Origin of the sequence: Micromonospora lupini, assembly GCF_026342015.1 — a bacterium.
GTDB lineage: Bacteria > Actinomycetota > Actinomycetes > Mycobacteriales > Micromonosporaceae > Micromonospora > Micromonospora lupini_B.
This window is the reverse complement of the sequence record NZ_JAPENL010000003.1, coordinates 288,866-312,615: the sequence shown is the minus strand read 5'-3', so window position 1 is coordinate 312,615 and position 23,750 is coordinate 288,866. Positions and strand designations below refer to the sequence as shown.

General features: G+C 71.6%; 18 protein-coding genes. 9 read left to right on the top strand and 9 right to left on the bottom strand.

Annotation, left to right across the window (positions count from 1 at the left end; all coding sequences use genetic code 11):
- Positions 1-864: 864 nt before the first annotated feature.
- Genes OOJ91_RS29570 through OOJ91_RS29560 form a run of 3 tightly spaced genes read right to left on the bottom strand, consistent with a single transcriptional unit; the run spans position 865 to position 4,296 of the window.
- Positions 865-1,629, bottom strand: coding sequence for a succinate dehydrogenase/fumarate reductase iron-sulfur subunit (locus tag OOJ91_RS29570; protein ID WP_266250123.1), 765 nt, complete (start codon positions 1,627-1,629; stop codon positions 865-867).
- Entirely contained in the window at positions 1,626-3,563 is a 1,938-nt protein-coding gene (locus OOJ91_RS29565) for a fumarate reductase/succinate dehydrogenase flavoprotein subunit (RefSeq protein ID WP_266250122.1), read from the bottom strand. The genes OOJ91_RS29570 and OOJ91_RS29565 overlap by 4 nt, the downstream gene beginning before the upstream one ends.
- Before the next feature lies 1 nt (position 3,564).
- The gene (locus OOJ91_RS29560) at positions 3,565-4,296 is read right to left on the bottom strand and encodes a succinate dehydrogenase cytochrome b subunit (RefSeq protein ID WP_266250121.1); all 732 of its coding nucleotides are present in this window, start codon (positions 4,294-4,296) and stop codon (positions 3,565-3,567) included.
- A gap of 35 nt (positions 4,297-4,331) precedes the next feature.
- Between OOJ91_RS29560 and OOJ91_RS29555 the strand changes: the two genes are divergently transcribed.
- A complete protein-coding gene (locus OOJ91_RS29555) occupies positions 4,332-5,261 on the top strand; it encodes a LysR family transcriptional regulator (RefSeq protein WP_266250120.1) in 930 nt (309 codons plus the stop codon).
- 165 nt (positions 5,262-5,426) lie between these two features.
- A complete protein-coding gene (rfbB, locus tag OOJ91_RS29550) occupies positions 5,427-6,467 on the top strand; it encodes a dTDP-glucose 4,6-dehydratase (protein ID WP_266250119.1) in 1,041 nt (346 codons plus the stop codon).
- A 25-nt stretch (positions 6,468-6,492) separates the two neighbouring features.
- Here the strand turns inward: rfbB and hrpA are convergent, their stop codons facing one another.
- Positions 6,493-10,566 (bottom strand): ATP-dependent RNA helicase HrpA, encoded by a 4,074-nt coding sequence (gene hrpA / locus OOJ91_RS29545; RefSeq protein ID WP_266250118.1) that lies wholly within the window; start codon positions 10,564-10,566, stop codon positions 6,493-6,495.
- Positions 10,567-10,687: 121 nt separating this feature from the next.
- Here hrpA and OOJ91_RS29540 point away from each other — a divergent pair, with 121 nt between their 5' ends.
- On the top strand, positions 10,688-11,056 hold the full coding sequence (locus OOJ91_RS29540; RefSeq protein WP_266250117.1) for a cytidine deaminase: 369 nt from the start codon (positions 10,688-10,690) through the stop codon (positions 11,054-11,056).
- Positions 11,057-11,104: 48 nt separating this feature from the next.
- On the opposite strand, the gene OOJ91_RS29535 is transcribed toward OOJ91_RS29540, so the two are convergent.
- A complete protein-coding gene (locus tag OOJ91_RS29535; RefSeq protein ID WP_266250116.1) occupies positions 11,105-11,464 on the bottom strand; it encodes a YciI family protein in 360 nt (119 codons plus the stop codon).
- Between the two features lie 129 nt (positions 11,465-11,593).
- Here OOJ91_RS29535 and OOJ91_RS29530 point away from each other — a divergent pair, with 129 nt between their 5' ends.
- Genes OOJ91_RS29530 through OOJ91_RS29510 form a run of 5 tightly spaced genes read left to right on the top strand, consistent with a single transcriptional unit; the run spans position 11,594 to position 17,599 of the window.
- Positions 11,594-13,528 (top strand): multicopper oxidase family protein, encoded by a 1,935-nt coding sequence (locus OOJ91_RS29530; protein WP_266250115.1) that lies wholly within the window; start codon positions 11,594-11,596, stop codon positions 13,526-13,528.
- A gap of 60 nt (positions 13,529-13,588) precedes the next feature.
- A complete protein-coding gene (locus OOJ91_RS29525; RefSeq protein ID WP_266250114.1) occupies positions 13,589-14,635 on the top strand; it encodes a FecCD family ABC transporter permease in 1,047 nt (348 codons plus the stop codon).
- Positions 14,632-15,729, top strand: a complete 1,098-nt coding sequence (locus OOJ91_RS29520) for a FecCD family ABC transporter permease (RefSeq protein WP_266250113.1) — start codon at positions 14,632-14,634, stop codon at positions 15,727-15,729. Before OOJ91_RS29525 ends, OOJ91_RS29520 begins: the two co-directional genes overlap by 4 nt.
- A 20-nt stretch (positions 15,730-15,749) precedes the next feature.
- Complete coding sequence (locus tag OOJ91_RS29515) at positions 15,750-16,652, top strand: ABC transporter ATP-binding protein (protein WP_266250112.1); 903 nt, start codon at positions 15,750-15,752, stop codon at positions 16,650-16,652.
- Positions 16,652-17,599, top strand: a complete 948-nt coding sequence (locus tag OOJ91_RS29510; RefSeq protein ID WP_266250111.1) for an ABC transporter substrate-binding protein — start codon at positions 16,652-16,654, stop codon at positions 17,597-17,599. Before OOJ91_RS29515 ends, OOJ91_RS29510 begins: the two co-directional genes overlap by 1 nt.
- 118 nt (positions 17,600-17,717) lie before the next feature.
- On the opposite strand, the gene OOJ91_RS29505 is transcribed toward OOJ91_RS29510, so the two are convergent.
- The 4 genes from OOJ91_RS29505 to trmB all read right to left on the bottom strand — a co-directional run bounded on the left by OOJ91_RS29505 (position 17,718) and on the right by trmB (position 22,925).
- On the bottom strand, positions 17,718-18,620 hold the full coding sequence (locus OOJ91_RS29505) for a hypothetical protein (protein ID WP_266250110.1): 903 nt from the start codon (positions 18,618-18,620) through the stop codon (positions 17,718-17,720).
- A 212-nt stretch (positions 18,621-18,832) separates the two neighbouring features.
- Positions 18,833-19,477 carry a hypothetical protein gene (locus tag OOJ91_RS29500; protein WP_266250109.1) on the bottom strand — a complete coding sequence of 215 codons (645 nt, stop codon included), beginning with the start codon at positions 19,475-19,477 and terminating at the stop codon, positions 18,833-18,835.
- A 156-nt stretch (positions 19,478-19,633) separates the two neighbouring features.
- Positions 19,634-22,147 (bottom strand): DEAD/DEAH box helicase, encoded by a 2,514-nt coding sequence (locus OOJ91_RS29495; RefSeq protein WP_266250108.1) that lies wholly within the window; start codon positions 22,145-22,147, stop codon positions 19,634-19,636.
- A 76-nt stretch (positions 22,148-22,223) separates the two neighbouring features.
- Positions 22,224-22,925: a tRNA (guanosine(46)-N7)-methyltransferase TrmB gene (gene trmB, locus OOJ91_RS29490; protein WP_266250107.1), complete on the bottom strand. Its 702-nt coding sequence runs from the start codon at positions 22,923-22,925 to the stop codon at positions 22,224-22,226.
- A 130-nt stretch (positions 22,926-23,055) separates the two neighbouring features.
- Between trmB and OOJ91_RS29485 the strand changes: the two genes are divergently transcribed.
- Positions 23,056-23,682 (top strand): hypothetical protein, encoded by a 627-nt coding sequence (locus tag OOJ91_RS29485; protein ID WP_266251475.1) that lies wholly within the window; start codon positions 23,056-23,058, stop codon positions 23,680-23,682.
- Positions 23,683-23,750 lie beyond the last annotated feature (68 nt).

Genomic DNA, 23,750 nt, shown 5'->3' with positions numbered 1-23,750 from the left:
CGGTATCCGGGGCGTTGGGACAGGCCGACTTCATGGAACCTGAGTGGATCATGCCTTTGCGGCCGCCTGTGCAGAGCCCGGTGGATCGATTGGCACCTTACGACCGCTTCTCGGTGCGGCGTCCAGTCACACGACCGCATGATCGACTCCGTGTCGCCGACATGGCGGTTTCCCAACAAGAGGATCCCGCCATGTCGGCGATATGAAGTCGATCATGCAACCGGCTGGGCTGGGCTGGGCTGGGCTGGGCTGGGGTTCGAGCCTGGGCTGGGCTGGGCTGGGCTGGGGTTCGGGCTTGGGCTGGGCTTGGGGTGAGGTTCGGGCTTGGGCTGGGCTCGCGCCGGCTTGGGCTGGCGAGTCGATCGCAGGGGGACCGGGATGCGCGGCGCATCGGCGGTCGGACACCACCGGCGTACCCCAGCGGGAGCGCAACGGGGGGACGCACGGTGACCAGGGTCCGGGTTGGGGCGACCGTCCTCGGCGGAGGGATCAAGCCTGACCGCCCGGAGCCGGGGACGGTCGCCGCAACCCGTCACCGCGGGCAATGACCAGCCGGGGACCGCCGCCGCAACCCGCCACCGTGGGCAATGACCAGCCGGGGACGGTCGCCGCAACCCGTCACCGTGGGCAATGACCAGCCGCAACCCGTCACCGCGGGCAATGACCAGCCGGGGACGGTCGCCGCAACCCGTCACCGCGGGCAAAGACCGGCCGCAACCCGTCACCGCGGGCAAAGACCAGCCGGGGACGGTCGCCCCAACCCGTCACTGCGGGCAAAGAGCCGGCCGCAACCCGCCACCGTGGGCACAGACCGGACCGCCGTAGCCCGAGGCGGGCTACGGCGGTCCGGATGAGGCGGTGGTGTCAGGCGCCGGGGGTGTTGCCGGCGCCCTTCGTGGTCGCCGCGAGGTAGTCGCGGTTGAGGCGGCCGATGGTGTTCAGCGGGATGCCCTTCGGGCAGGCCACCGTGCACTCGCCGGCGTTCGTGCAGCCACCGAAGCCGGCCTCGTCGTGCGCGTCGACCATGCCGATCACGCGGGTGTAGCGCTCCGGCTGGCCCTGAGGCAGCAGCGAGAGCTGGGTGAGCTTGGCGGCGGTGAAGAGCATGCCGGAGCCGTTCGGGCAGGCCGCCACGCAGGCGCCGCAGCCGATGCAGGCCGCCGACTCGAAGGCGGCGTCCGCGTTGGCCTTGGCGACCGGGGTGGAGTGCGCCTCGGGCGCGCTGCCGGTCGGGGCGGTGATGTAGCCACCGGCGGCGATGATCGTGTCGAAGGCGCCCCTGTTGACCACCAGGTCCTTGATGACCGGGAAGGCGCTGGCCCGCCACGGTTCGATGTCGATCGTCTCGCCGTCGGTGAACTGCCGCATGTGCAGTTGGCACGCGGTGGTGCCGCGCTGCGGCCCGTGCGCGTCGCCGTTGATCATCAGGCCGCACATGCCGCAGATGCCCTCGCGGCAGTCGTGGTCGAACGCCACCGGGTCCTCGCCGGCGAGGATCAACCGCTCGTTGAGCACGTCGAGCATCTCCAGGAACGACATGTCCGGGGACACGTCGTCGACCGGGTAGGTCACCATCCGACCCTTGTCCTCGGGGCCCTTCTGGCGCCAGATGCGCAGGGTCAGGTTCACTTGTAGCTCCGCTGCGTGGGGTGGACGTATTCGAACTTCAGGTCTTCCTTGTGCAGCACCGAGGGCTCACCGGTGGCGGTGAACTCCCAGGCCGCCACGTACGCGAACCGGTCGTCGTCGCGCTGCGCCTCGCCGTCGGGGGTCTGGTGTTCGGCCCGGAAGTGCCCACCGCAGGACTCCTCGCGGTGCAGGGCGTCGACGCACATCAGCTCGGCCAGCTCGAAGAAGTCGGCCACCCGGCCGGCCTTCTCCAGCGACTGGTTGAGCTCCTCGCCGGTGCCGGACACCTTGACCCGCTGCCAGAACTGCTCGCGCAGGGCACGGATCTCGTCGATCGCCTTGCGCAGCCCTGCCTCGCTGCGCTCCATGCCGCAGTGTTCCCACATGATCTGGCCCAGCTCGCGGTGGAACGAGTCCACGGTCCGGTCGCCGTTCACCGCCAGCAGCCGCTGGATGCGGTCCTCGACGTCGGTACGCGCCTCGACCGCCGCCGGGTGGCTGGCGTCGACCTTCTCCAAACCGCCCGAGGCCAGGTAGTTGGCGATCGTGGTGGGCAGCACGAAGTAGCCGTCGGCCAGGCCCTGCATGAGCGCCGAGGCGCCGAGGCGGTTGGCGCCGTGGTCGGAGAAGTTCGCCTCGCCGATCACGAACAGGCCGGGGATGCTCGACTGGAGGTCGTAGTCGACCCAGAGGCCGCCCATCGTGTAGTGCACGGCGGGGTAGATGCGCATCGGCACCTCGTACGGGTCCTCGCCGGTGATGCGCTCGTACATCTCGAAGAGGTTGCCGTACTTGGCCTCGATGGCCTTGCGGCCCAGCCGGCCGATCGCGTCGGCGAAGTCGAGGTAGACGCCGAGCTTGGTCGGCCCGACGCCCCGGCCCTCGTCGCAGACGTTCTTCGCGGCGCGGGAGGCGATGTCACGGGGGACCAGGTTGCCGAAGGAGGGGTAGATCCGCTCCAGGTAGTAGTCCCGCTCGTCTTCCGGAATGTCGCGCGGGTTGCGGTCGTCGCCCTTGGTCTTCGGCACCCAGACCCGGCCGTCGTTGCGCAGCGACTCGCTCATCAGGGTCAACTTCGACTGGTGGTCGCCGGAGACGGGGATGCAGGTCGGGTGGATCTGCGTGTAGCAGGGGTTGGCGAAGTACGCGCCCTTGCGGTGCGCCCGCCAGGTGGCGGTGACGTTGCAGCCCTTGGCGTTCGTGGAGAGGTAGAAGACGTTGCCGTAGCCGCCGGAGGCGAGCACGACCGCGTCGGCCATCTCGGTGCTGATCTCGCCGGTGACCAGGTCCCGGACGACGATGCCGCGGGCCTTGCCGTCGACGATGACCAGTTCCAGCATCTCGTGCCTGGCGTTCATCTCCACGTTGCCCAGGCCGATCTGCCGCTCCAGGGCCTGGTACGCGCCGAGCAGCAGTTGCTGGCCCGTCTGGCCCCGGGCGTAGAAGGTGCGCTGCACCTGGGCGCCACCGAAGGAGCGGGTGTCCAGCAGACCGCCGTACTCGCGGGCGAACGGCACGCCCTGGGCGACGCACTGGTCGATGATGTTCACCGACACCTCGGCCAGGCGGTGCACGTTCGACTCGCGGGAGCGGAAGTCGCCGCCCTTGACGGTGTCGTAGAACAGCCGGTGCACCGAGTCGCCGTCGTTGCGGTAGTTCTTCGCCGCGTTGATGCCGCCCTGCGCCGCGATGGAGTGCGCGCGGCGCGGGCTGTCCTGGTAGCAGTAGGACTTGACGTGGTAGCCCTGCTCGGCAAGCGTCGCCGCGGCCGAGCCGCCGGCCAGGCCGGTGCCGACCACGATCACCGTCATCTTGCGGCGGTTGGCCGGGTTGACCAGCTTGGCCTCGAAGCGGCGGGTCTCCCAGCGCTTCTCGACCGGGCCGGCGGGAGCCTTCGTGTCGGCGATCGGGTCGCCCTCGGTGAAGAGTTCCATGTCAGGACACCAATCCGGTGAGAACGGCGAACGGGACCACCAGGTATCCGGCGCAGAGCGCCACGGCGAGGACGAGCGCGCCGGCGCGCGCCCGGCGCTCGCCCCGGGGCGTCTGCTGGCCGAGGCTGCGGAACGCGCTGAACGCGCCGTGGCGCAGGTGGAAGCCCACCGTGACGATCGCCAGGGTGTAGAAGAGCGTGACGTACCAGCGCTCCGGCGCGAAGTCGGCGACGACGTTGCCGTACGGGTTGCTGGCGTCGCCCTGCGGGTTCAGGTGACCGGTGGTCAGGTCCAGGATGTGGTAGATCACGAAGAGCAGGATGATCACGCCACCCCAGCGCATGGTGCGGGCCGCGTAGCTGCCCCGGACCTTCTTGCGGTGGGCGTACTTCACCGGGCGGGCGGCGCGTGCGCGCCGGGCCAGCACTGTGGCGGCGACGATGTGGGCCACCACGGCGACGGTGAGCACGGTGCGCTGGATCCACAGGTACCAGGTGTGGGGCAGCAGTGGCGTGCCGATGTCGCGCAGCCAGTGCGCGTAGTGGTCGAACGAGGTCTCCCCCGTGAAGATCTTCAGGTTCCCCAGCATGTGAACGACGAGGAACAGCACCAGCAGGATGCCCGTCACCGCCATGACGGCCTTGAGGCCGACGTTCGAGCGGATGGGCGACCGAGTTTTCGTGACTACCACGGGACCGACGCTAAGAGCACTTCGATCAGTCGTCCAATGCATCAAACTCGCACCGTTGATAGCCGTAGGCTATGTAGATGCAGCTCCATCAGCTCCGGTACTTCGTTGCGGTGGCCGAAGTACGACATTTCACCCAAGCCGCCGACATCGTGGGCATCACGCAGCCCTCGCTGAGTAAGCAAATTCACGCCCTGGAGACCGACCTCGGCGCTCCGCTGTTCGAGCGGATAAGGGGCAACATCGCCCTCACCGCGGCCGGCGAGGTGCTCCTGCCGCTGGCGACCCGGATCCTCGCCGACGTGGAGACCGCGACGCGGGAGGTGCACGAGTTGGTCGGGCTACGGCGGGGACGCGTCCGGCTCGGCGCGACCCCGAGCCTGGCCACCTCGCTCGCCCCGCCGGTGCTGCGCCGGTTCCGCGACGCGCATCCCACAGTCGACCTGCGCGTCGAGGAGGGTGGTTCCCAGGATCTCGTCCGGAACCTGCTCCGCGGGGATCTCGATCTGGCGCTGATCATCATGCCGGCCCAGGGCGCGGACCCGGGTCTGCGCGCCGATCCGATCCTGCGCGAGAGCCTGGTGGTGGCCTCGGTGGGTGAGGTGCCGACCGCTTCGCCCACCGGGGAGTTGCGTATCACCGACCTGCGCGACCAGCCGATGGTGATGTTCCGGGAGGGCTACGACCTGCGCGACGCCACCATCCAGGCGTGCCGCGAGGCGGGCTTCGAACCCACCTTCGCGGTGGACGGCGGTGAGATGGACGCCGTGCTCAGCTTCGTCGAGGCGGGGCTCGGTATCGCGCTGGTGCCCGGCATCGTGCTGGCCCGCCGGCCCGGCGTACGCATCACGCCGCTGGCGCCCCCCGGGGTGCGGCGGACCATCGCCGTGGCCCGCCGCCGGGACGTGGTGCCGACGCACGCCGGCCGGGAACTGCGGCGGATCCTGCTCGACTACGTGCAGTCCGCGATCGACAGCGACGACCTCCCGCCGGGGGTGGATGCCCGCTGATCGGGCCCGATTACCGACCCGTTGGGGTAAAACGCGCGCAACGCCGGAATATCACCGTCGGTGTCGATAACGATCACCTAAGGTGGGTTCTTGCGCGGGCAAAAGCCCCATTCAACTCAGCGGAGTTTGTCGGTGGGCGCGTCGCGCCGGGCAGGAGGGCCACACATGAGGATCCTGGTTACCGGTGGTGCCGGCTTCATCGGTTCACACTTCGCGCGCAGTCTGCTCGGTGGCGGTTACACCGGGTTCGAGCACTGCGACGTCACGGTGATCGACAAGCTGACGTACGCCAGTGATCGGGCCAACCTGCCGGCCGCGCACCCCCGCCTGACCTTCGTCCGCGGGGACATCTGCGACCCGCAGTTGCTCGCGGACGTGGTTCCCGGCCACGACGCGGTGGTGCACTTCGCCGCCGAGTCGCACGTCGACAGGTCCATCGACGACCCCGCCCCGTTCTTCGAGACCAACGTGATGGGCTCCCACCTGCTGCTGGCCGCCTGCGCGCGCAGTGGTGTCGGCCGGGTCGTGCACGTCTCCACAGACGAGGTGTACGGCTCGATCAGCGAGGGCTCCTGGACCGAGACCTGCGTGCTGGAGCCCAACTCCCCGTACGCGGCGTCGAAGGCGGCCAGCGACTGCGTGGTCCGCTCCTACTGGCGCACCTACGACGTGGACGTCTCCATCACGCGCTGCGCCAACAACTACGGGCCGTACCAGCACGTGGAGAAGGTCATTCCCCGCTTCGTCACCAGCCTGCTCACCGGCCAGGACATCACCCTGCACGGCGACGGCAGCGCCGTGCGCGAGTGGTTGCACGTCGACGACCACTGCCGGGCCATCGCGCTGGTGCTGGCCAAGGGCCGCGCCGGCGAGGTCTACAACATCGGCGGCGACGTCGAGCTGACCAACCGGGCGCTCGCCGAACGGATCCTGCGGCTCGCCGGCGCCGGCTGGGAACGGGTCCGGCACGTGCCGGACCGCAAGGTGCAGGACCAGCGGTACTCGCTGGACTACCGCAAGATCTCCGAGGAGCTCGGCTTCGAGCCGCGGATCCGGTTCTCCGACGGGCTCAGCGAGGTCTTCGACTGGTACCGGGAGAACCAGGCCTGGTGGACGCCCACCGCCGCGGAGTCCCGCGGCGCGGCGCTCACCACGTCGGTGCGTGGCGTCCCGGTCGCCCGAGGGCTCTCGATCCCGGCGCGCTGACGCATCCCGCGCGCCACCCGGCGGGTCAACGGCCCTCCGCGTCGTCCATCGCCCGGTAGATCCGCTGCTCGGAGACGGGGTACGGGGTGCCCAGCGCCTGAGCGAAGACGTTCACCCGCAACTCCTCGATCATCCAGCGGATCTGCCGGACGGCGGTCGCCTGTCGGCGGGCCGGTGGCAGGGCGGCGAGCAGGTCGTCGTACTCCTTCTGCACCACAGCGATCCGGTCCTGTTGCTGGCGGTCCCGCTGCGGGTTGCCGCCCAGGCGGTCCAGTCGACGCTCGATGGCGGTGAGGTAGCGCAGCAGGTCGGGCAGGCGGGCGTACCCGGTCTCGGTGATGAAACCGGCGTGCACCAGCCCGGCGAGCTGCTTGCGGATGTCGGCGAGCGCGGCCACCACGGCGAGGTTGCGGGTGGCGCCGAGCCGCTGTTCGACGGCGTACGCGGCGGCGAGCACCCGGCGGACCCGGTCCATCACCTCGACGACTGTGTCGACCAGGTCGGCGCGGACCTTCTCCCGCAGCGCCGCGAACCCGTTGGCGTCCCAGGCCGGCCCGCCGGCGTCGCCGATCAGCCTGTCGATGGCGGCGCCGGCCGCGTCCTCGATCAGGTCCTGCACGCCGCCGTGCGGGTTGCGGCTCAGCGCCAGCTTCGCCTCGTTGCTGAGCCGCCCCTGGAGGAACCGTGCCGGGGACGGGACGGTGAGCCGCAGCAGCCGGCGGGTGCCGGCCCAGTGCGCCGCCTCCGCCTCGGCGGGGGAGTCGAACACTTTCACCCCGACCGTGGCGCCCTCGTCGACGAGCGCCGGGTAGGCGTTCACCGCGTAGCCGGCGCGCACCTGCTCGATGGTCCGTGGCAGCGTGCCGATGCTCCACTCCCGCAGCCCGGTGCGGGCGATCTCCGGCGCGGCGGCCGCCACCACCTGGCGTACCTCCTGGCGGAGTTGACGTTGCAGGGTCGGCAGGTCCTTGCCCTCGGCGACAGGCTTCTCGTCGTCGCCGAGCACCCGGAAGGTCACCCGCAGGTGCGCCGGCAGCTTGCCCGGCTCCCAGGCGTCGCGGGGCACGGTGACTCCGGTCATCCGGCGCAGCTCACGGGTGAGCGCGTCCAGGAGCGCCTCCTCGCCCGGGGTGATCGCGGCGAGCGCGGCGCGGGCGTAGTCCGGCACCGGGACGAAGTTGCGGCGGATCGCCTTGGGTAGCGTTCGGATCAGCGCGATCACCGTCTCTTCGCGCAGCCCCGGCACCTGCCAGTCGAAGCTCTCCGGCGGCACCTGGTTGAGCAGCGGCAGCGGGATGTCCACTGTGACGCCGTCGTCCGGCGTGCCCGGCTCGAAGCGGTAGGTGAGCGGCAGACTCACCCCGTCGGCCTGCCACTCGTCCGGGTAGTCGTTCTCGTCCACCCCGGGCCGGCCGTCGTTGACAAGCACGTCGCGGGTGAAGGTGAGCAGGTCGGGCTGGTCCCGGCGGGTCTTCTTCCACCAGCTGTCGAAGTGCCGCCCGGAGGAGACGTCGGCGGGGATCCGCTGGTCGTAGAAGCCGAAGATGGTCTCGTCGTCGACAAGGATGTCCCGGCGGCGGGCGCGGCTCTCCAGCTCCTCGATCTCGGCGAGCAGTCGCTTGTTGTCCGCCCAGAACTGGTGGTGGGTCTGCCAGTCGCCCTCGACGAGGGCGTGCCTGATGAACAGCTCCCGGCTCAGGACCGGGTCGACACGCCCGAAGTTGACCTTGCGGGAGGTGACCAGGGGAATGCCGTACAGGGTGACCTTCTCGTAGGCCATCACCGCGGCCTGCTTCTTCTCCCAGTGCGGCTCGCTGTAGCTGCGCTTGACCAGGTGCTGCGCGAGGGGCTCGACCCACTCCGGCTCGACCCGGCCGGCGATGCGACCCCACAGCCGGGAGGTCTCCACCAGCTCGGCGGCCATCACCCAGCGCGGCGGCTTCTTGAACAACGCCGACCCCGGGAAGATCCCGAACTTCGCGCCCCGCGCCCCCAGGTACTCGTGTTTCTGGGCGTCCTTGAGCCCGATGTGCGACAGCAGGCCGGGCAGCAGCGACTGGTGCACCTTCGGGGTGTCGATCTCCTCCGGCAGGTCCGCGCCGCCCCGGCGGCTCGCACCCCGGCCGGCGTCCGAGTCGTCCGCGGTGTCGCGCGCCGGCCGCCCACCCCGCCGGTCGCCCTCCTGCTGCGGGGTACGCAGCACCTGACGCAACTGGCTGACGATGTCCTGCCACTCGCGGATCCGCAGGTAGTTCAGGTACTCCGCCTTGCACATCCGGCGGAACGCGCTCGACGACAGCTCCCGCTGCTGCTCGCGCAGGTAGCGCCACAGGTTGAGGTACGCGACGAAGTCCGACTCCTTGTCGGCGAACCGGGCGTGCGCCTGGTCGGCCTGGGCCTGCTTCTCGGCCGGCCGCTCGCGCGGGTCCTGGATGGACAGCGCGGCGGCGATCACCAGCACCTCGGTGGCGCAGCCGTTGCGTTCGCCCTCGACCACCATCCGGGCCAGGCGTGGGTCGACAGGCAACTGGGCCAGCCGACGGCCCAGCGCGGTGAGCCGCTTCGCCGGGTCGGCCTCGGTCGGGTCCAGCGCGCCCAGCTCGTGCAGCAGGTTGACGCCGTCGGTGATGTTGCGCTTGTCCGGCGGGTCGATGAACGGGAACGCGGCCAGGTCGCCCAGCCCGATCGCGGTCATCTGGAGGATCACCGACGCCAGGTTGGTCCGCAGGATCTCCGGGTCGGTGAACTCGGGCCGGGACAGGAAGTCCTGCTCGTCGTAGAGGCGGATGCAGATGCCGTCCGAGGTACGCCCACAGCGGCCCTTGCGCTGGTTGGCCGACGCCTGGGAGACCGGCTCGATCGGCAGCCGCTGCACCTTGAGCCGGCTGGAGTAGCGGGAGATCCGAGCGGTGCCCGGGTCCACCACGTACTTGATGCCGGGCACGGTCAGCGAGGTCTCCGCGACGTTTGTGGCGAGCACCACCCGACGCGAGGAGTGCGCGGCGAAGACCCGGTGCTGCTCGGCGCTGGACAGCCGCGCGTACAGCGGCAGGATCTCGGTGCCGAGCAGCGAGCGCTTGGACTGCACCAGCTTGCCCAGCGCGTCGGCGGTGTCGCGGATCTCCCGCTCGCCGCTGAGGAAGACCAGGATGTCGCCGGGGCCCTCGGCGGCCAGCTCCTCGACGGCGTCGCCGATCGCCTGGACCTGGTCGCGGACGTTCTCCTCGTCGGCGTCGCCGTCCTCCTCGCCCTCGGCGAACTCGACAAGCGGCCGGTAGCGCACCTCCACCGGGTAGGTGCGCCCGGAGACCTCGACCACCGGCGCGGGCACGCCCTGCGGCTCGTCGGCGGTGGGCGGGCCGGCGAAGTGCCTGGCGAAGCGGTCGGTCTCGATGGTCGCCGAGGTGATGATCACCTTGAGGTCGGGTCGGCGGGGCAGCAGCTCCCGCAGGTACCCGAGGATGAAGTCGATGTTGAGGCTGCGCTCGTGCGCCTCGTCGATGATCAGCGTGTCGTACTGGCGCAGCATCCGGTCGGTCTGCAACTCGGCCAGCAGGATGCCGTCGGTCATCAGCTTCACCAGGCTGCGCTCGCTGACCTGGTCGGTGAAGCGCACCTTGTAGCCGACCACGTCGCCCAGTTCGGTGCCCAGCTCGTCGGCGATGCGGTCGGCCACCGTCCGGGCGGCCAACCGCCGGGGCTGGGTGTGCCCGATCAGGCCGTGCACGCCGCGCCCCAGCTCCAGGCAGATCTTGGGGATCTGGGTGGTCTTGCCGGAGCCGGTCTCGCCGGCCACGATCACCACCTGGTGATCACGGATCGCGGCGGCGATGTCGTCCTTGCGGTCGCTGACCGGCAACCCGGCCGGGTACGTGATCACCGGCACCGCCGCCCGGCGGGTGGCCAGCCGTTGCTCGGCCCGGGCCAGCTCGGCGGTGATCTCGGTCAGCGCCGCCTCCCGGCGCTGCGGGTCGCGCAGCTTGCGGGCACCGTCGAGGCGCCGCTGAAGCCGGCGTTGGTCGCGGAACATCAGGGGAGTGAGGCGGCGGTGCAGCTCGCGGACGGTGTCGGTCGCGGCGGAGGCGGCTGGATTCTGCATGTCGTGCCCAAGGATAGGCAGCGCGGCGGCGGACCGCCCCTGGGTTACCCGCGCGAGGGGTCCGTCGGCGCTCGGACGGCCGTCTAGAGTTGCGGCCGACGTCGAGCGCTGGGGGGCCGGGATGGAGCTGCGGGACACCGACCGGGCGTTGGTGCAGGCCGCCACGGCGGTCGCCAAACTGCGGTGTCGCAGCGAGCGCCACACCGGCGCGTCGGCCGCCCGGACCGCCGACGGTCGGGTCTTCTCCGGCGTGAACGTGCGACACGACAGCGGGGACACCTGCGCGGAACTGGTCGTGATCGGCGCCGCCGCCACGCAGGGCGTGACCGAGCTGGAGACGATCGTCACGGTCGCCGACCGGGGACGCGAGGTCGTCGAGCCGTGCGACAGGTGCGGGCGGGTTCTCGGTGCCTACTTCCCGTCGCTGCGGGTGATCGTCGGCACTGTGGAAGATCTGCGGGTGGTCCCGATCGAGGGCCTGCTCGGCTGACCGCCGAGGGCCCACGCGCCTGACCGCCGAGGGCCGTGGCGGGTGGCCTCAGTCGCCCGCGGCAGCCTCAAGCATCGACCGGGGCATCGGCACGCTCTCGAACCGCACGGTGCCCTCCGGCACCATCCAACTCGTCACCCGTGCGACGAGCAGGCCGGCGCGGACGGCCGGATCGTCGGCGTAGAGCCCGCGTACCTCCTCCGGGGAGATCGAGAACACGACGAAGCCCCGCAGGTGGCAGTCGTCGGCGTCAAGCAGCGGCCCGGCCGCCAGCACCAGCCCCTGCTCCACGAACCCCGCCTGATGGGCCAGGTGGGCGCTCTGCACCCGGTCGAGCGCCTCCGGTGGCAGGTCCGGCGGATCCGCCGGTCGGACCAGGAGGACGACCGTGTGCCTGTCGAATCGCATGGTCACAAGCCTATGGCGCGAGCAGAGCGGAATGTTCCTCTTACGGGTGTCATCGGTGTTCTGTCGCACTTGTCCCCGTCCGCGAAACCCATTCTCTTATGGGGAATGGACGCGAACGGGAGGTGTGGCATGGTCACCAGACGAGGGCTGCTCGGCGTCGGTGCCGCAGGTGGCGCCGCGATGCTGGTCCCGGGGGGCTCCACGGCCGCGGGCCGCGCGCTCGTCGGGCCGGCGCGACTGCACGCCGCCGACATCCCGAAGTACGTCGCGCCGCTGCGGATCCCACCGGCCATGCCAGCGGTGTCGACAGGTCCGGAGCGGGACACGTACGTCATCGCGGTGCGGCAGTTCCGCCAGCAGATCCTGCCGCCGTCCTGGCCGCGTACGACGGTGTGGGGTTACGGCTCCACGGCCCATCCCGGCAGCTTCGGCTACCCGGCGCCCAGCATCGTGGCGCGGGTGAACCACCCGGTGCGGGTGACCTGGGTCAACCAGCTCGTCGACGACCGGGGTGACTTCCTGCCGCACCTGCTGCCGGTCGACCCCACCCTGCACTGGGCCAACCCGGCCGGCGGAAACGCGGACCGGGACCAGCACGGCCACCGCGACGGCGACCCGCGGGGCTACCGCGGGCCGGTGCCCCAGGTGGTGCACCTGCACGGCGGGCACAGCACGCAGGACAGCGACGGGCACGCCGAGGCGTGGTACCTGCCGGTGGCCCGCGACCTACCGTCCGACTTCGCCGTCTGCGGCAGCGCGTACGACGAGTTCCGGTCCCGCTTCGCCGAGCGTTGCGGCCTGCGCTGGGCGCCGGGCTCGGCCACCTTCGAGTACGCCAACGACCAGGCGCCCGGCACCCTCTGGTACCACGACCACACGTTGGGGGTCACCGCCCAGAACGTCTACGCCGGGCCGGCCGGGTTCTACCTGCTCGGCGGCGCCGGCGACCTGCCGGACGGGGTGCTGCCCGGCCCGGGGCCGGCGCACGACGACCCGCCGGACGCCCGGTACCGCGATGTTCCGCTGATGATCCAGGACCGGAGCTTCACCGCCGACGGCGACCTGCTCTACCCGGGCGGGCACGCGTCGCCAGGCGTCGGCTCGACAATCGTCGTCAACGGCCGCACCTGGCCCAGCCTCACGGTGCAGCGGCGGCGCTACCGGTTCCGCCTGCTCAACGCCTCCAACAGCCGCTTCCTGCTGCTGAGCGTGGCAGCCCACGCCACGGCGCGGCCGGCCCGCCCGGTATTGCCGATCTGGCAGATCGGCAGCGACGGCGGGTTCCTGCCCGAGCCGGTGTCACACGAACGCGTGGGCCTCGGCCCCGCCCAGCGGGTCGACGCCATCGTCGACTTCACCGACGTGCCCGCCGGCACCGAGCTGTACCTCGTCAACGAGGGGCCCGACTGGGCGTACCGCGGTGGCCGGCCCGGGGTGGACTTCCCGCCGGCCGACCCACGGACCACCGGCCAGGTGCTGCGCTTCGTGGTCACCGAGGCGACCGACCCGGATGCGAGCGTGCCGCCGGAGCACCTGCGGCTGCCGGCGCGTCCTCGGCTGCCGACTGCCGACCGGGTCCGGCGGTTGTCGCTCAACGAGCGGATGTCCGGCCCGTCGGGGTCGATGATGATGCTGCTCGGCACCCTCGACGAGCGTGGTCGGGGTCGGCCGATGCACTGGAGTGATCCGGTGACCGAGCAGCCCGTCCTGGGCGCCACCGAGGTGTGGGAGGTGCGCAACTTCACCCGACTCGTCCACCCGGTCCACCTGCACCAGGCCCAGTTCGAGCTGCTCGGCCGCGGGCACTCGGGCCGGGTACCGCCGGCTCCGGGGGAGCGGGGGTGGATGGACACGGTGCTCGCGTACCCGTGGGAGGTGACCCGGATCAAGGCGCGCTTCGACCTGCCGGGCCGCTTCGCCTGGCACTGTCACCTGCTGGAGCACGAGGACAACGAGATGATGCGGCCACTGATCGTGCTGCCGGGCGGTGGCGCGGCGGCCGGGGACGGCAGCGCGGCGGGCGGGCCGGAGGCGTCCTCGTCGGTATCGACAGACGCCGGTTAGGTCACTTTCCGCAGGTCGGCTAAGGTTAGGCGAACCTAAGCTCGAACGTGCAGGAGACTCGTGACCGCCCTCGCCGCCCGGCCGACGCCGGCCCGCAACCGGTCCGGTGCCCGTACCGGCCGACGGGTGGCCGTCACCGCCGGCGCCGCGCTGGTGCTGCTGCTCGCCGTGCTGGCGAGCTTCGCGCTGGGCAGCCGGCAGCTCGGTGTCGGTGCGGTCTGGCACGCCCTCGTCGCGCCGGACGGCAGCGACGCCAGCACGATCGTCCGGGAACTGCGCATGCCGCGCACCGCCCTGGGCCTCGCCGTCGGGCTCGCGCTCGCTGTGGCCGGAGTGCTGTTCCAGGCGCTCACCCGTAACCCCCTCGCCGAGCCTCGCATCCTCGGCATCAGCGCCGGCGCGTCGTTCGGCGTGGTGCTCGCCATCTCGGTCTTCGGCGTCGGCACGCTCGCCGGCTACGTGTGGTTCGGCATCGCCGGGGCGCTCGTTGCCGGGCTGCTGGTCTTCGCCATCGCCAGCCGGGCCCGCGAGGGCGCGAGCCCGGTCACCCTCGCGCTTGTCGGCGCGGCGCTCGACGCCAGCCTCGCCTCCGGGGTGTACGCGCTGCTCAGCATCGACGCCCGCACCTTCGAGGAGTACCGGTTCTGGGTGGTCGGCGGGTTGGCCGGCCGGGACCTCGGTGTCACCGCCCAGGTGCTGCCGTTCGTCCTCGTCGGGCTGCTGCTGGCGGCCCTGGTGGCTCGGGGCCTGGACGCGCTGGCTCTCGGCGACGACGTGGCCCGCGGCCTGGGCCACCGCATCGGGCTGGTCCGCCTCACCGGCGGCCTCGCCGCGGTGCTGCTCACCGGCGCCGCGGTGGCCGCCGCCGGGCCGGTCGCCTTCGTCGGGCTGGCCGTGCCGCACCTGGCCCGCGCCCTGGTCGGCGCGGACCACCGCTGGACCCTCGCCGTCTCCGCCCTGCTCGGGCCCGCGCTGCTGCTCGGCGCCGACGTCGTCGGCCGGCTCGTCGCCCCGCCCGGCGAGATACCGGCCGGGATCATCACCGCCCTGATCGGCGCGCCGCTGCTGGCCGTGCTTGTCCGCCGCGCCCGGGTGGTGACCGCGTGACGACCACCCAGCGCCCCGTCCCCGGCCCGGCAGGCCCCGCAGGCTCGGCAGGTGTCGACCGTGCCCGGCTGCCGGGGCGGTCGCTGCTGCGGGTCGGCCCGCTCAGCCTGCAGATCCGCCGCCGAGCGGTGCTGGTCGCCACCGTGCTGACCGTGCTGCTCCTGCTCGCGATGCTGCTCAGCCTCTCCCTCGGCACCCCGTACGTCGCCCCGGCCGACGTGCTGCGCGCGCTCTCCGGCGCCGGCACCCCGTACGACCTCGTCGTTCTTGATCTGCGGTTGCCCCGGATCGTGCTGGCCGCGGTGGCCGGGGCGGCCTTCGGCGTGGCCGGCACGCTGATCCAGAGCGTGGCGCGCAACCCCCTCGCCAGTCCGGACGTCATCGGCATCACCCAGGGCGCCGGCCTTGCCGCGACCGTGGCCCTGACCAGCGGCGCGGCGGCGGTGCTCGTGGCGCCAAGCGCGCTGGTCGGCGGCCTGCTGGCGGCGGTGCTGCTGTTCGCCCTCGGCGCCCGGCACGGCCTGGCCGCGCAGCGGTTCGTCCTCGCCGGCGTGGCTGTCGCGTTCGCCTTCCGGGCGCTCACCGAGGTGGTCATGCTCACCGCCGACCCGATCGACGGCCTGCGGGCGCAGATCTGGCTGATCGGCACCCTGGCCGGCAAGGGCTGGACCGAGGCCGCCTGGATCTCCGGCACCCTGCTGGTGCTGCTGCCGGTGCTGGCCTGGGCCGGCTGGGCTCTGAACAGCACCGCCCTGGACGACGACACCGCGCGCGGTGTCGGGCTGCGTCCGGTGGCCCGCCGGATCGGGCTCGCCGGCACCGGCGTGCTCGTCGCCGCGATGGTCACCGCGCAGGTCGGCGCCGTCGACTTCGTGGCGCTTGTCGCGCCGCAGCTGGCCCGCAGGCTGGTCCGCGCCGAACGGCCGCCGCTCGTCTGCGCCGCGCTGCTCGGCGCGCTGCTGCTCGTGCTGGCCGACCTGGCCGGCCGGCGGCTGCTCGCACCCACCCAACTGCCGGCCGGTGTGCTGACCGCCGCGATCGGCGGCCCGTACCTGATCTTCCTGTTGCTACGTGGACGGCAGCGGTCGTCGTGACGCCCTCAAGGAGTCGTGTGATGCTCTCCACCCGCGACCTGGTCGTCGGCTACGACGAGAGGACAGTGCTCGACGGGCTCACCCTGGACCTGCCGACCGACGCGTTCACAGTCATCGTCGGGCCCAACGCCTGCGGCAAGTCCACACTGCTGCGCACGATGGCCCGGCTGCTCACACCGCGGCGCGGCACGGTCCTGCTGGACGGCGCCGCCATCCGCGACCTGCCCACCCGCGACGTAGCCCGCCGCCTCGGCGTCCTGCCGCAGAGCCCACTGGTGCCCGAGGGTGTCACGGTGGCCGACCTGGTCGGGCGCGGCCGGCAGCCGTACCAGCGGTGGTGGCGGCAGTGGTCGTCCGACGACGGCGCGGCGGTGGACGAGGCGATGAATCTGGCCGACGTGTCCGACCTGGCCGACCGGCCGGTGGACAGCCTCTCCGGCGGCCAGCGGCAACGCGTGTGGATCGCCATGACCCTGGCCCAGGACACCGACGCCCTGTTGCTGGACGAGCCGACCACCTTCCTCGACCTGGCCCACCAGGTGGAGGTGCTGGACCTGCTGCACCGGCTGCGCGTCGAGCGCGGCCGCACAGTGGTCGCCGTGCTGCACGACCTCAACCAGGCCGCCCGCTACGCCGACCACCTGATCGCGATGCGCGCCGGCGCGGTGGTGGCCGCCGGGCCGCCCCGGGAGATCCTCACCGCCGACCTGGTCCGGGACGTCTTCGGGCTGGCCTGCGTGGTCGTGCCCTGCCCGGTGACAGGCGCACCGCTTGTGGTGCCCGCGCACACAGGTGGCAACGCTCCGGCGCCCGCTGTCGCGGGTGACCACTCCTCGCCGACGGCGTCCGTACCGGACGCCCGACCCGCCACCGGCGACGCGGCCAACCCGCTCGCCGGCACGTACCCCTCGAAAGGACTCTGATGCGTCGTCTCGTCGCCGCTCTCGCCGCGGCCGTCGCCCTCGGGGTCGGCCTCACCGCCTGCGGTGAGAGCGACCCGGTCGCCGGCTCCGCCACCGGGGAGACCCGGGAGATCACCCACGCCATGGGCACCACAAAGGTCCCGGCCGAGCCGAAGCGCGTCGTGGTGCTCGACACCGACAAGATCGACACGGCGCTCTCGCTGGGCATCACACCCGTCGGCGCCGCCACCGCAGGCGAGGCGAAGAGCTGGCCGACGTACTTCGGCGCGGACAAGCTCGCCGGCATCAAGGAGGTCGGGGTGCTCGCCGAGCCCGACCTGGAGGCGATCAACGCCCTCAAGCCGGACCTCATCCTCGGCAGCAAGTTCCGTCAGGAGAAGTTCTACGACGAACTGGCCGCCATCGCGCCCACCGTGTTCACCGACAAGGTGGGCATCACCTGGAAGGACAACTTCCTCCTCGACGGCAAGGCGCTCGGCCGCGAGCAGCAGGCCAAGGACCTGCTCGGGGCGTACGAGAAGCGGGCCAAGGACTTCGGCGCCACGCTCGGCGACCCGGCCGCCCGCAAGGTGTCGATCGTGCGGTTCCTGCCTGGCAACATCCGCGTGTACGGCCCGGACTCCTTCTCCGGCATCGTCATCGGCGACACCGGCCTCGGCCGCCCCGAGCGGCAGATGCTCGCCAACAAGGAGGACAAGCGCTTCGACCTGGTCAGCCCCGAGCGGATCAACGAGGTCGACGGCGACGTCATCTTCGTGACCGCGTACGGCGACAAGGCCGCCGCCGAGCAGGCCAAGGTGGCGGGTGGCACCCTCTGGAAGGGCCTCGGCGCGGTCAAGGCCGGCAAGGCGTACCCGGTCTCCGACGAGGTCTGGATGACAGGCATCGGCGTCGGCGCCGCCAACAAGATCCTCGACGACCTCGCGAAGTACCTCGCCGCCGCCTGACCCCCCCGCGCATCGCGCGCGGCGTACTCCCAGGTGGGCGATGATCGTGCTCGATCCAGGAAGTAGTGGCCTCCCTCGACGGGGAGGCCACTACTTCCATGTTCGAGCGCGATCATTGTCACCGGGGGGAGCGCGAGCGTGCCTGTAGGGCCGCCCGGACCTCGGCGAGGAACCCGTCGAAGTCCTCACGGAGGCGCTTGCCTGTCACGTGCAGGACGATCCAGTCGCCGCCGAGCAGTCGGTTGAGCCGTCGACGATCCCGGTGGAACTGCTCCGGGTCGTCGTGCCACAGTCCGTCGTACTCCACCGCGACCTTGAACTGTGGCCAGGCCAGGTCCAGCCGGGCCACGAACCGGCCCTGCTCGGCGACGACCCACTGCGTCTGCGGCCGGGGTAGCCCGGCGAGCACCAGCCGCACCCGGGTACGGGACTCCTGAGGCGACTCCGCACCCGCGTCGGCCAGGTCGACCGCCCGCAGCAAGGACCGCCAGCCTCGGCGACCGGCCCGGCTCAACGCGTACTCGCGCAACGTCGGCACGTCGATGAGCCTGCTGGCCAGCAGTGCGTCGATGACGACCACCGCCTCGACCAGATCGAGCCAGCGAGCGATATCCCAGCAGGTCCGGGCCGGGCTTGTCACTCTGACCCCGGCCCGATCCACCGTGTCGCCGGGGTCGATCTCCCCGCGGTGCACCCTGAGGCCGGTGGTCGGCCCGATCCGGGTGCCCGGGGGGATCAGGACGTCGACCGGCTCGTTCGCGGTCGAGGTGAGGCGGCCGTACAGGGCCGCAGCGGCACGCCCAGCGATGGCCGCCTCGGGCGGAATCAGCCATCGTCCGACGGCGGCGCACCTGATGCTGTGGGTGACTCTGATCCCGGCGTCGGCATAGACGTCGCGGAAGAGCGGCCGCCACGCCGAGCTGCGTAGGTCATTGCGGGTCAGTAGGCCTCGCGAGACGGCGATCGAGCCACGGAAGACCCGACCGCGCAACTGCGGTGGTCGGCGAGGAACTTTCGGCATGGACCCCAGGCTGACCGATCCCCCGCGCCCCCGCCGCCCCTGTGGATAACCGCCGCCATCACCCGGGCGTCGCTGCGCGCCCTTATCCCCATGATCAGGCACGAACATGGATGTAGTGGCCTCCCAGTGGTGCGGAGGCCACTACATCCTGGATCGAGCGCGATCTTGCCGAGTGACCAAAGCGGAGCGGTCGGCGCGACGTGACGGGGGTCTTAGGCGGCGGTGGACCAGATTGCGCGGAAGGCGGCGGCCTCGCCGGAGAGCCAGCGTTCGATCTGTTCGGGCTTGGCGTCGGTGGGCATGCGGTGGGCCTGGCCACGCCGGACGTCGACCAGGACGGGTTCGGCGTGCGGGAGCACCGCGTCCATGTGTCGGGCCATCAGGTGCAGGGTGGCGAGCACCGACTCCTCGCTCGGTGGGGCCTCGTCGAAGTGCAGGCGGATCGCGTCGGCGTGGCCGTCGGCGTGGCGTACACCGAAGTGGGGGTTGATCTTGACGGGTAGGTCGCCGAGCATGGCCAGGGCGTCGCGGGTCTGGGCGAGGTCGACGGCGGCCGGGTCGCCGAGGGAGTGCAGCCAGGCCGTGGCGCCGGGCACCAGCGCCTGGTAGAGCGGACGCCATCGCGGCTTGACGACGTCGACCACCCCGGTCAGGTGGGTGCCGCCGGTGTGGAAGGCGATGTCGGCCTTGAGCGCCTTGACGAACTGGCCGTGCGGGTTGAAGCCGGAGCGGCTGGCGCGCTGCTTGCGCAGACCACCCACGAAGGTCGCCTTGGTGGGGCCGGTGCGGTCGACGTAGCGGGTGAAGCCGAGCAGTGTCGCGTAGGGCGTGAGGGGCGTGGAGGCGGGAGCGGTCACGGACGTCCTCCCTAGTCGTAATCCTGCAGGTCAGGAACTCGATTAGTACATACATTCTAATCGACACCTCTGACATCGCCCAGCCAAAACGGGGGTGCGGAAAACACGACAAAGGGGGCCGCCCGGCGTGCGGACGACCCCCTGTCGAGACCCCTGCTAGAGCTGGCCGACGTCCGTGATCCGGACGACCGCCGCCCCGACCTCGTCCGAGGCGACCAGGTCGATCTCGGCGCTGATGCCCCAGTCGCGGTCGCCGTTGGGGTCGTCGAAGCTCTGCCGGACGGTCCACCGTTCCCGCCCCTGCTCGATCATGAGCAGTGCCGGTCCTCGGGCGTCCGGCCCGACGCCGATCGAGTCGTACTCCTCGAAGTACGGCGCGAGGGCCTCGGCCCACGCGTCGTAGTCCCAGCCGTCCTCGGCGTCCAGTTCGGCGAGCAGGTCCCAGCGGCGCAGCGCGGCCAGCTCGACGCGGCGGAACAGCGCGTTGCGCACCAGCACCCGGAACGCCCGCGCGTTACGGGTCACCGCCGGCGGCCGGTCGGTAAGCGCCGCGTGCGCCTGGGCCACCTCGGCGACGTCGGACGGGTTGCGCAGCCGCTCCCACTCGTCGATGAGGCTGGAGTCGACCTGGCGGACCAGCTCGCCGAGCCACTCGATGAGGTCGATCAGCTCCTCGGTCTTGGCGTCCTCGGGCACGGTCTGGCGCAGCGTCTTGTACGCGTCGGCCAGATAGCGCAGGACCAGGCCCTCCGAGCGGGTCAGCCCGTAGAACTGCACGTACTCGGTGAAGGTCATGGCCCGCTCGTACATGTCGCGGACGACGGCCTTGGGGGAGAGCTGGTGGTCGGCGACCCACGGGTGGCCCTGCCGGTACATCTCGTACGCGGCCTCCAGCAGCTCCGCGAGGGGCTTCGGGTGGGTCACGTCGTCGAGCAGTTCGAGGCGGGCCTCGTACTCGATGCCCTCGGCCTTCATGGCGGCGACCGCCTCGCCGCGCGCCTTGAACTGCTGCGCGGACAGGATCTGCCGGGGGTCGTCGAGGATCGACTCGATCACGCTCAGCACGTCGAGCGCGTACGACGGGGACTCGGCGTCGAGCAGCTCGATGGTGGCCAGGGCGAGGGGGGAGAGCGGCTGGTTGAGCGCGAAGTCGAGCTGGAGGTCGACGGTGAGGCGGATCCGTCGGCCGGTCTCGTCCGGCTCGGGCAGCTCCTCGACGACCCCGCCGGCGCGCAGGGCCCGGTAGATGGCGATGGCCCGGCGGATGTGCCGACGCTGGGCGGTGGGCTCCTCGTGGTTGTCGGTGAGCAGGTGCCGCATCGCGGTGAACGCGTCCCCGGGCCGGCCGATGACGTTGAGCAGCATCGAGTGGCTGACCTGGAAGCTGGAGGTCAGCGGCTCCGGCTCGGCGTCGACGAGTCGGTCGAAGGTGGGCTGCCCCCAGCCGATCGAGCCCTCCGGCGGCTTCTTGCGGACCACCTTGCGCCGCTTCTTCGGGTCGTCGCCGGCCTTCGCGAGAGCCTTCTCGTTGTCGATGACGTGCTCGGGGGCCTGCACGACGACTCGGCCGATGGTGTCGTAGCCGGCCCGGCCGGCTCGCCCGGCGATCTGGTGGAACTCCCGGTTCTTCAGCAGCCGGGTACGGACCCCGTCGTACTTGGACAGGCCGGTGAACAGCACCGTGCGGATCGGCACGTTGATGCCGACGCCGAGGGTGTCGGTGCCACAGATGACCTTGAGCAGGCCGGCCTGGGCCAGGGTCTCGACGAGTCGGCGGTACTTGGGCAGCATGCCCGCGTGGTGCACGCCGATGCCGTGGCGGACCAGCCGGGACAGCGTCTTGCCGAAGCCCGAGGTGAACCGGAAGCCGCCGATCGCCTCGGCGATCATGTCCTTCTCGGCGCGGGTGCAGACGTTCACGCTGGTCAGCGCCTGGGCGCGTTCCAGCGCGGCAGCCTGGGTGAAGTGCACGACGTACACCGGGGCCTGCTTGGTCTCCAGCAGCTCTTCCAGGGTCTCGTGCAGCGGCGTCATGGCGTACGAGAAGATCAGCGGGACCGGCCGCTCCGCCGTGCGCACGACTGCGGTGGGCCGCCCGGTACGGCGGGTCAGGTCGTCGACGAACCGGGTGGTGTCCCCCAGGGTGGCGGACATCAGGATGAACTGGGCCTGCGGCAGCTCGATGATCGGCACCTGCCAGGCCCAGCCCCGGTCGGGCTCGGCGTAGAAGTGGAACTCGTCCATGATCACCTGACCGACGTCGGCCTTGACGCCCTCGCGCAGGGCGAGGTTGGCCAGGATCTCCGCCGTGCAGCAGATGATCGGGGCGTCGGCGTTGACGCTCGCGTCACCGGTGAGCATGCCGACGTTCTCGGCGCCGAAGACCTCGCAGAGCGCGAAGAACTTCTCCGACACCAGTGCCTTGATCGGCGCGGTGTAGAAGGTCGTCCGGCTGTCCGCGAGGGCCGCGAAGTGCGCGGCGATGGCCACCAGGCTCTTACCCGAGCCGGTGGGCGTGTTCATGATCAGGTTGGCGCCGGAGACGATCTCGATGACCGCCTCCTCCTGATGGGGATAGAGGTCGAGGCCGCGCTCCTTCGCCCAACCGGCGAACGCGTCGAAGAGGGTGTCGGGGTCGGCGCTTGTCGGGAGCGCGGCGGTGAGCGTCATATCCCGTCCATGGTGCCTGGATCATGCCCCCGCGCGCCAACCCGGCCTCCGCCGGGCACCCGTCCGGGCCGTCTCGTCACCGTCGGCGGTAGATCAGGTCGGCGACCGGCCGGCCGGCGGTGATCGCCCGCCGCTCGAACTTCGTCACCGGGCGGTGCGCCGGACGCGGTGCGAAGCCGCCGTACGCGTCCACCAGCCCCGGGTCCGCGTCAAGGGTCTCCCGCATCGCCTCGGCGTACTCGGCCCAGTCGGTCGCGCAGTGCAGCGTCCCGCCGGGGACCAGCCGGGAGCGCAGCAGCGCCACGTGCGCCGGCTGGATGATCCTCCGCTTGTGGTGGCGGACCTTCGGCCAGGGGTCGGGGAAGAAGATGTGTACGGCGTCCAGGACACCCTCCGGCAGGCCGCTGACCAGCTCCAACGCGTCGCCCTCGGCCACCCGCACGTTGCCGAGGCCACAGCGGTCCACCAGGTCGAGCAGGTTCGCGATTCCCGGCGTGTGCACCTCGACCGCCAGATAATCTCGATCCGGGTCGGCGGCGGCCATCGCGGCGGTGCTGTCGCCCATGCCCGAGCCGATCTCCAGCACCACCGGGGCCCGGCGGCCGAACAGGGCAGCCAGGTCGACGGGCTCGCCCGACACGTCCCGGCCGTAGGACGACCAGAGCCGCTCCAGCGCCTCGGTCTGGCGGCCGCTCATCCGGCCCCGGCGGGGGTGGAAGGTGCGGATCGGCCGGCCCGCGGGCGGGACGGCGGCGGGGTCAGGGTCGGTGATGGTCACAGCGACCCGAGCGTACGCGACGTCGTCGGCGGATCGGATGTGATGTGCGACCGGGAATGAGAGGATCGATCTGGTACGGCAGGCCGGGCGGTCCGCTGCCCGGCGCGGTCCTACGGCGTCAAGAGGGGGCATCGTGGCAGTGACCCGCGGCGGCGTGACCCTGTCGGTGGTGACCGTGCTCGCCGGCCCCCTGCTGGCCGCCGCCCCCGCACATGCCGCACCCGCCGTTCTCGCGCCCGTCGCCCGCCCGCTCGTGCTCGTCGCGCCGGTGCCCGGGGGCCAGCCCGAGACCCAGCCCGGAGGCGCCGCACCCCAGCCCGCTCCGGCGCTGGACGTCTTCGTCGAGGTGAGCCCCAGCACGGTGCAGCCCGGCTACCTGGTCGGCATCCGGGCCAGCTGTCGGGACAACTCGGCGGGCGCCACAGTCGTCTCCGACGCGTTCGGCGCCGTCGGCGTGCAGCCGCAGCGCGGCGTGCTCACCGCCGCGCCGATGGTGCGCGAGCGGACCCGCCCCGGCAACTACCGGGTCAAGTTGGAGTGCCGCGACGGCGAGACCGCGTCGACAATGCTCCAGGTGGTCAAGAAGGTGCCGTCCCAGCCCAGTCGAGGCCCGGCCACCGGCTTCGGTGGCGGCGCCGGGGGGATGACAGGCAAGCTGCTGCTGCCCGGCGGTGCGGCGCTGACCATCACCGGGCTGATCCTCGCCGTGGTGGCCCTGCGTCGGCCACGTACCGTCCCTGGCGTCACGCGCCGCTGAGCCCGCCATGGAGATCTTCCGCCCCACGCCACCACCCGCCGGCGCCCGTCCGCCCACGGGTTCCGGCC

Coding starts and splice junctions, on each gene's coding strand:
- OOJ91_RS29565 (WP_266250122.1), bottom strand. CDS start 3,563: ATGGAACTCTTCACCGAGGGCGACCCGATCGCCGACACGAAGGCTCCC.
- OOJ91_RS29560 (WP_266250121.1), bottom strand. CDS start 4,296: ATGCATTGGACGACTGATCGAAGTGCTCTTAGCGTCGGTCCCGTGGTA.
- OOJ91_RS29555 (WP_266250120.1), top strand. CDS start 4,332: ATGCAGCTCCATCAGCTCCGGTACTTCGTTGCGGTGGCCGAAGTACGA.
- rfbB (WP_266250119.1), top strand. CDS start 5,427: ATGAGGATCCTGGTTACCGGTGGTGCCGGCTTCATCGGTTCACACTTC.
- hrpA (WP_266250118.1), bottom strand. CDS start 10,566: ATGCAGAATCCAGCCGCCTCCGCCGCGACCGACACCGTCCGCGAGCTG.
- OOJ91_RS29540 (WP_266250117.1), top strand. CDS start 10,688: ATGGAGCTGCGGGACACCGACCGGGCGTTGGTGCAGGCCGCCACGGCG.
- OOJ91_RS29535 (WP_266250116.1), bottom strand. CDS start 11,464: ATGCGATTCGACAGGCACACGGTCGTCCTCCTGGTCCGACCGGCGGAT.
- OOJ91_RS29530 (WP_266250115.1), top strand. CDS start 11,594: ATGGTCACCAGACGAGGGCTGCTCGGCGTCGGTGCCGCAGGTGGCGCC.
- OOJ91_RS29515 (WP_266250112.1), top strand. CDS start 15,750: ATGCTCTCCACCCGCGACCTGGTCGTCGGCTACGACGAGAGGACAGTG.
- OOJ91_RS29510 (WP_266250111.1), top strand. CDS start 16,652: ATGCGTCGTCTCGTCGCCGCTCTCGCCGCGGCCGTCGCCCTCGGGGTC.
- OOJ91_RS29505 (WP_266250110.1), bottom strand. CDS start 18,620: ATGCCGAAAGTTCCTCGCCGACCACCGCAGTTGCGCGGTCGGGTCTTC.
- OOJ91_RS29495 (WP_266250108.1), bottom strand. CDS start 22,147: ATGACGCTCACCGCCGCGCTCCCGACAAGCGCCGACCCCGACACCCTC.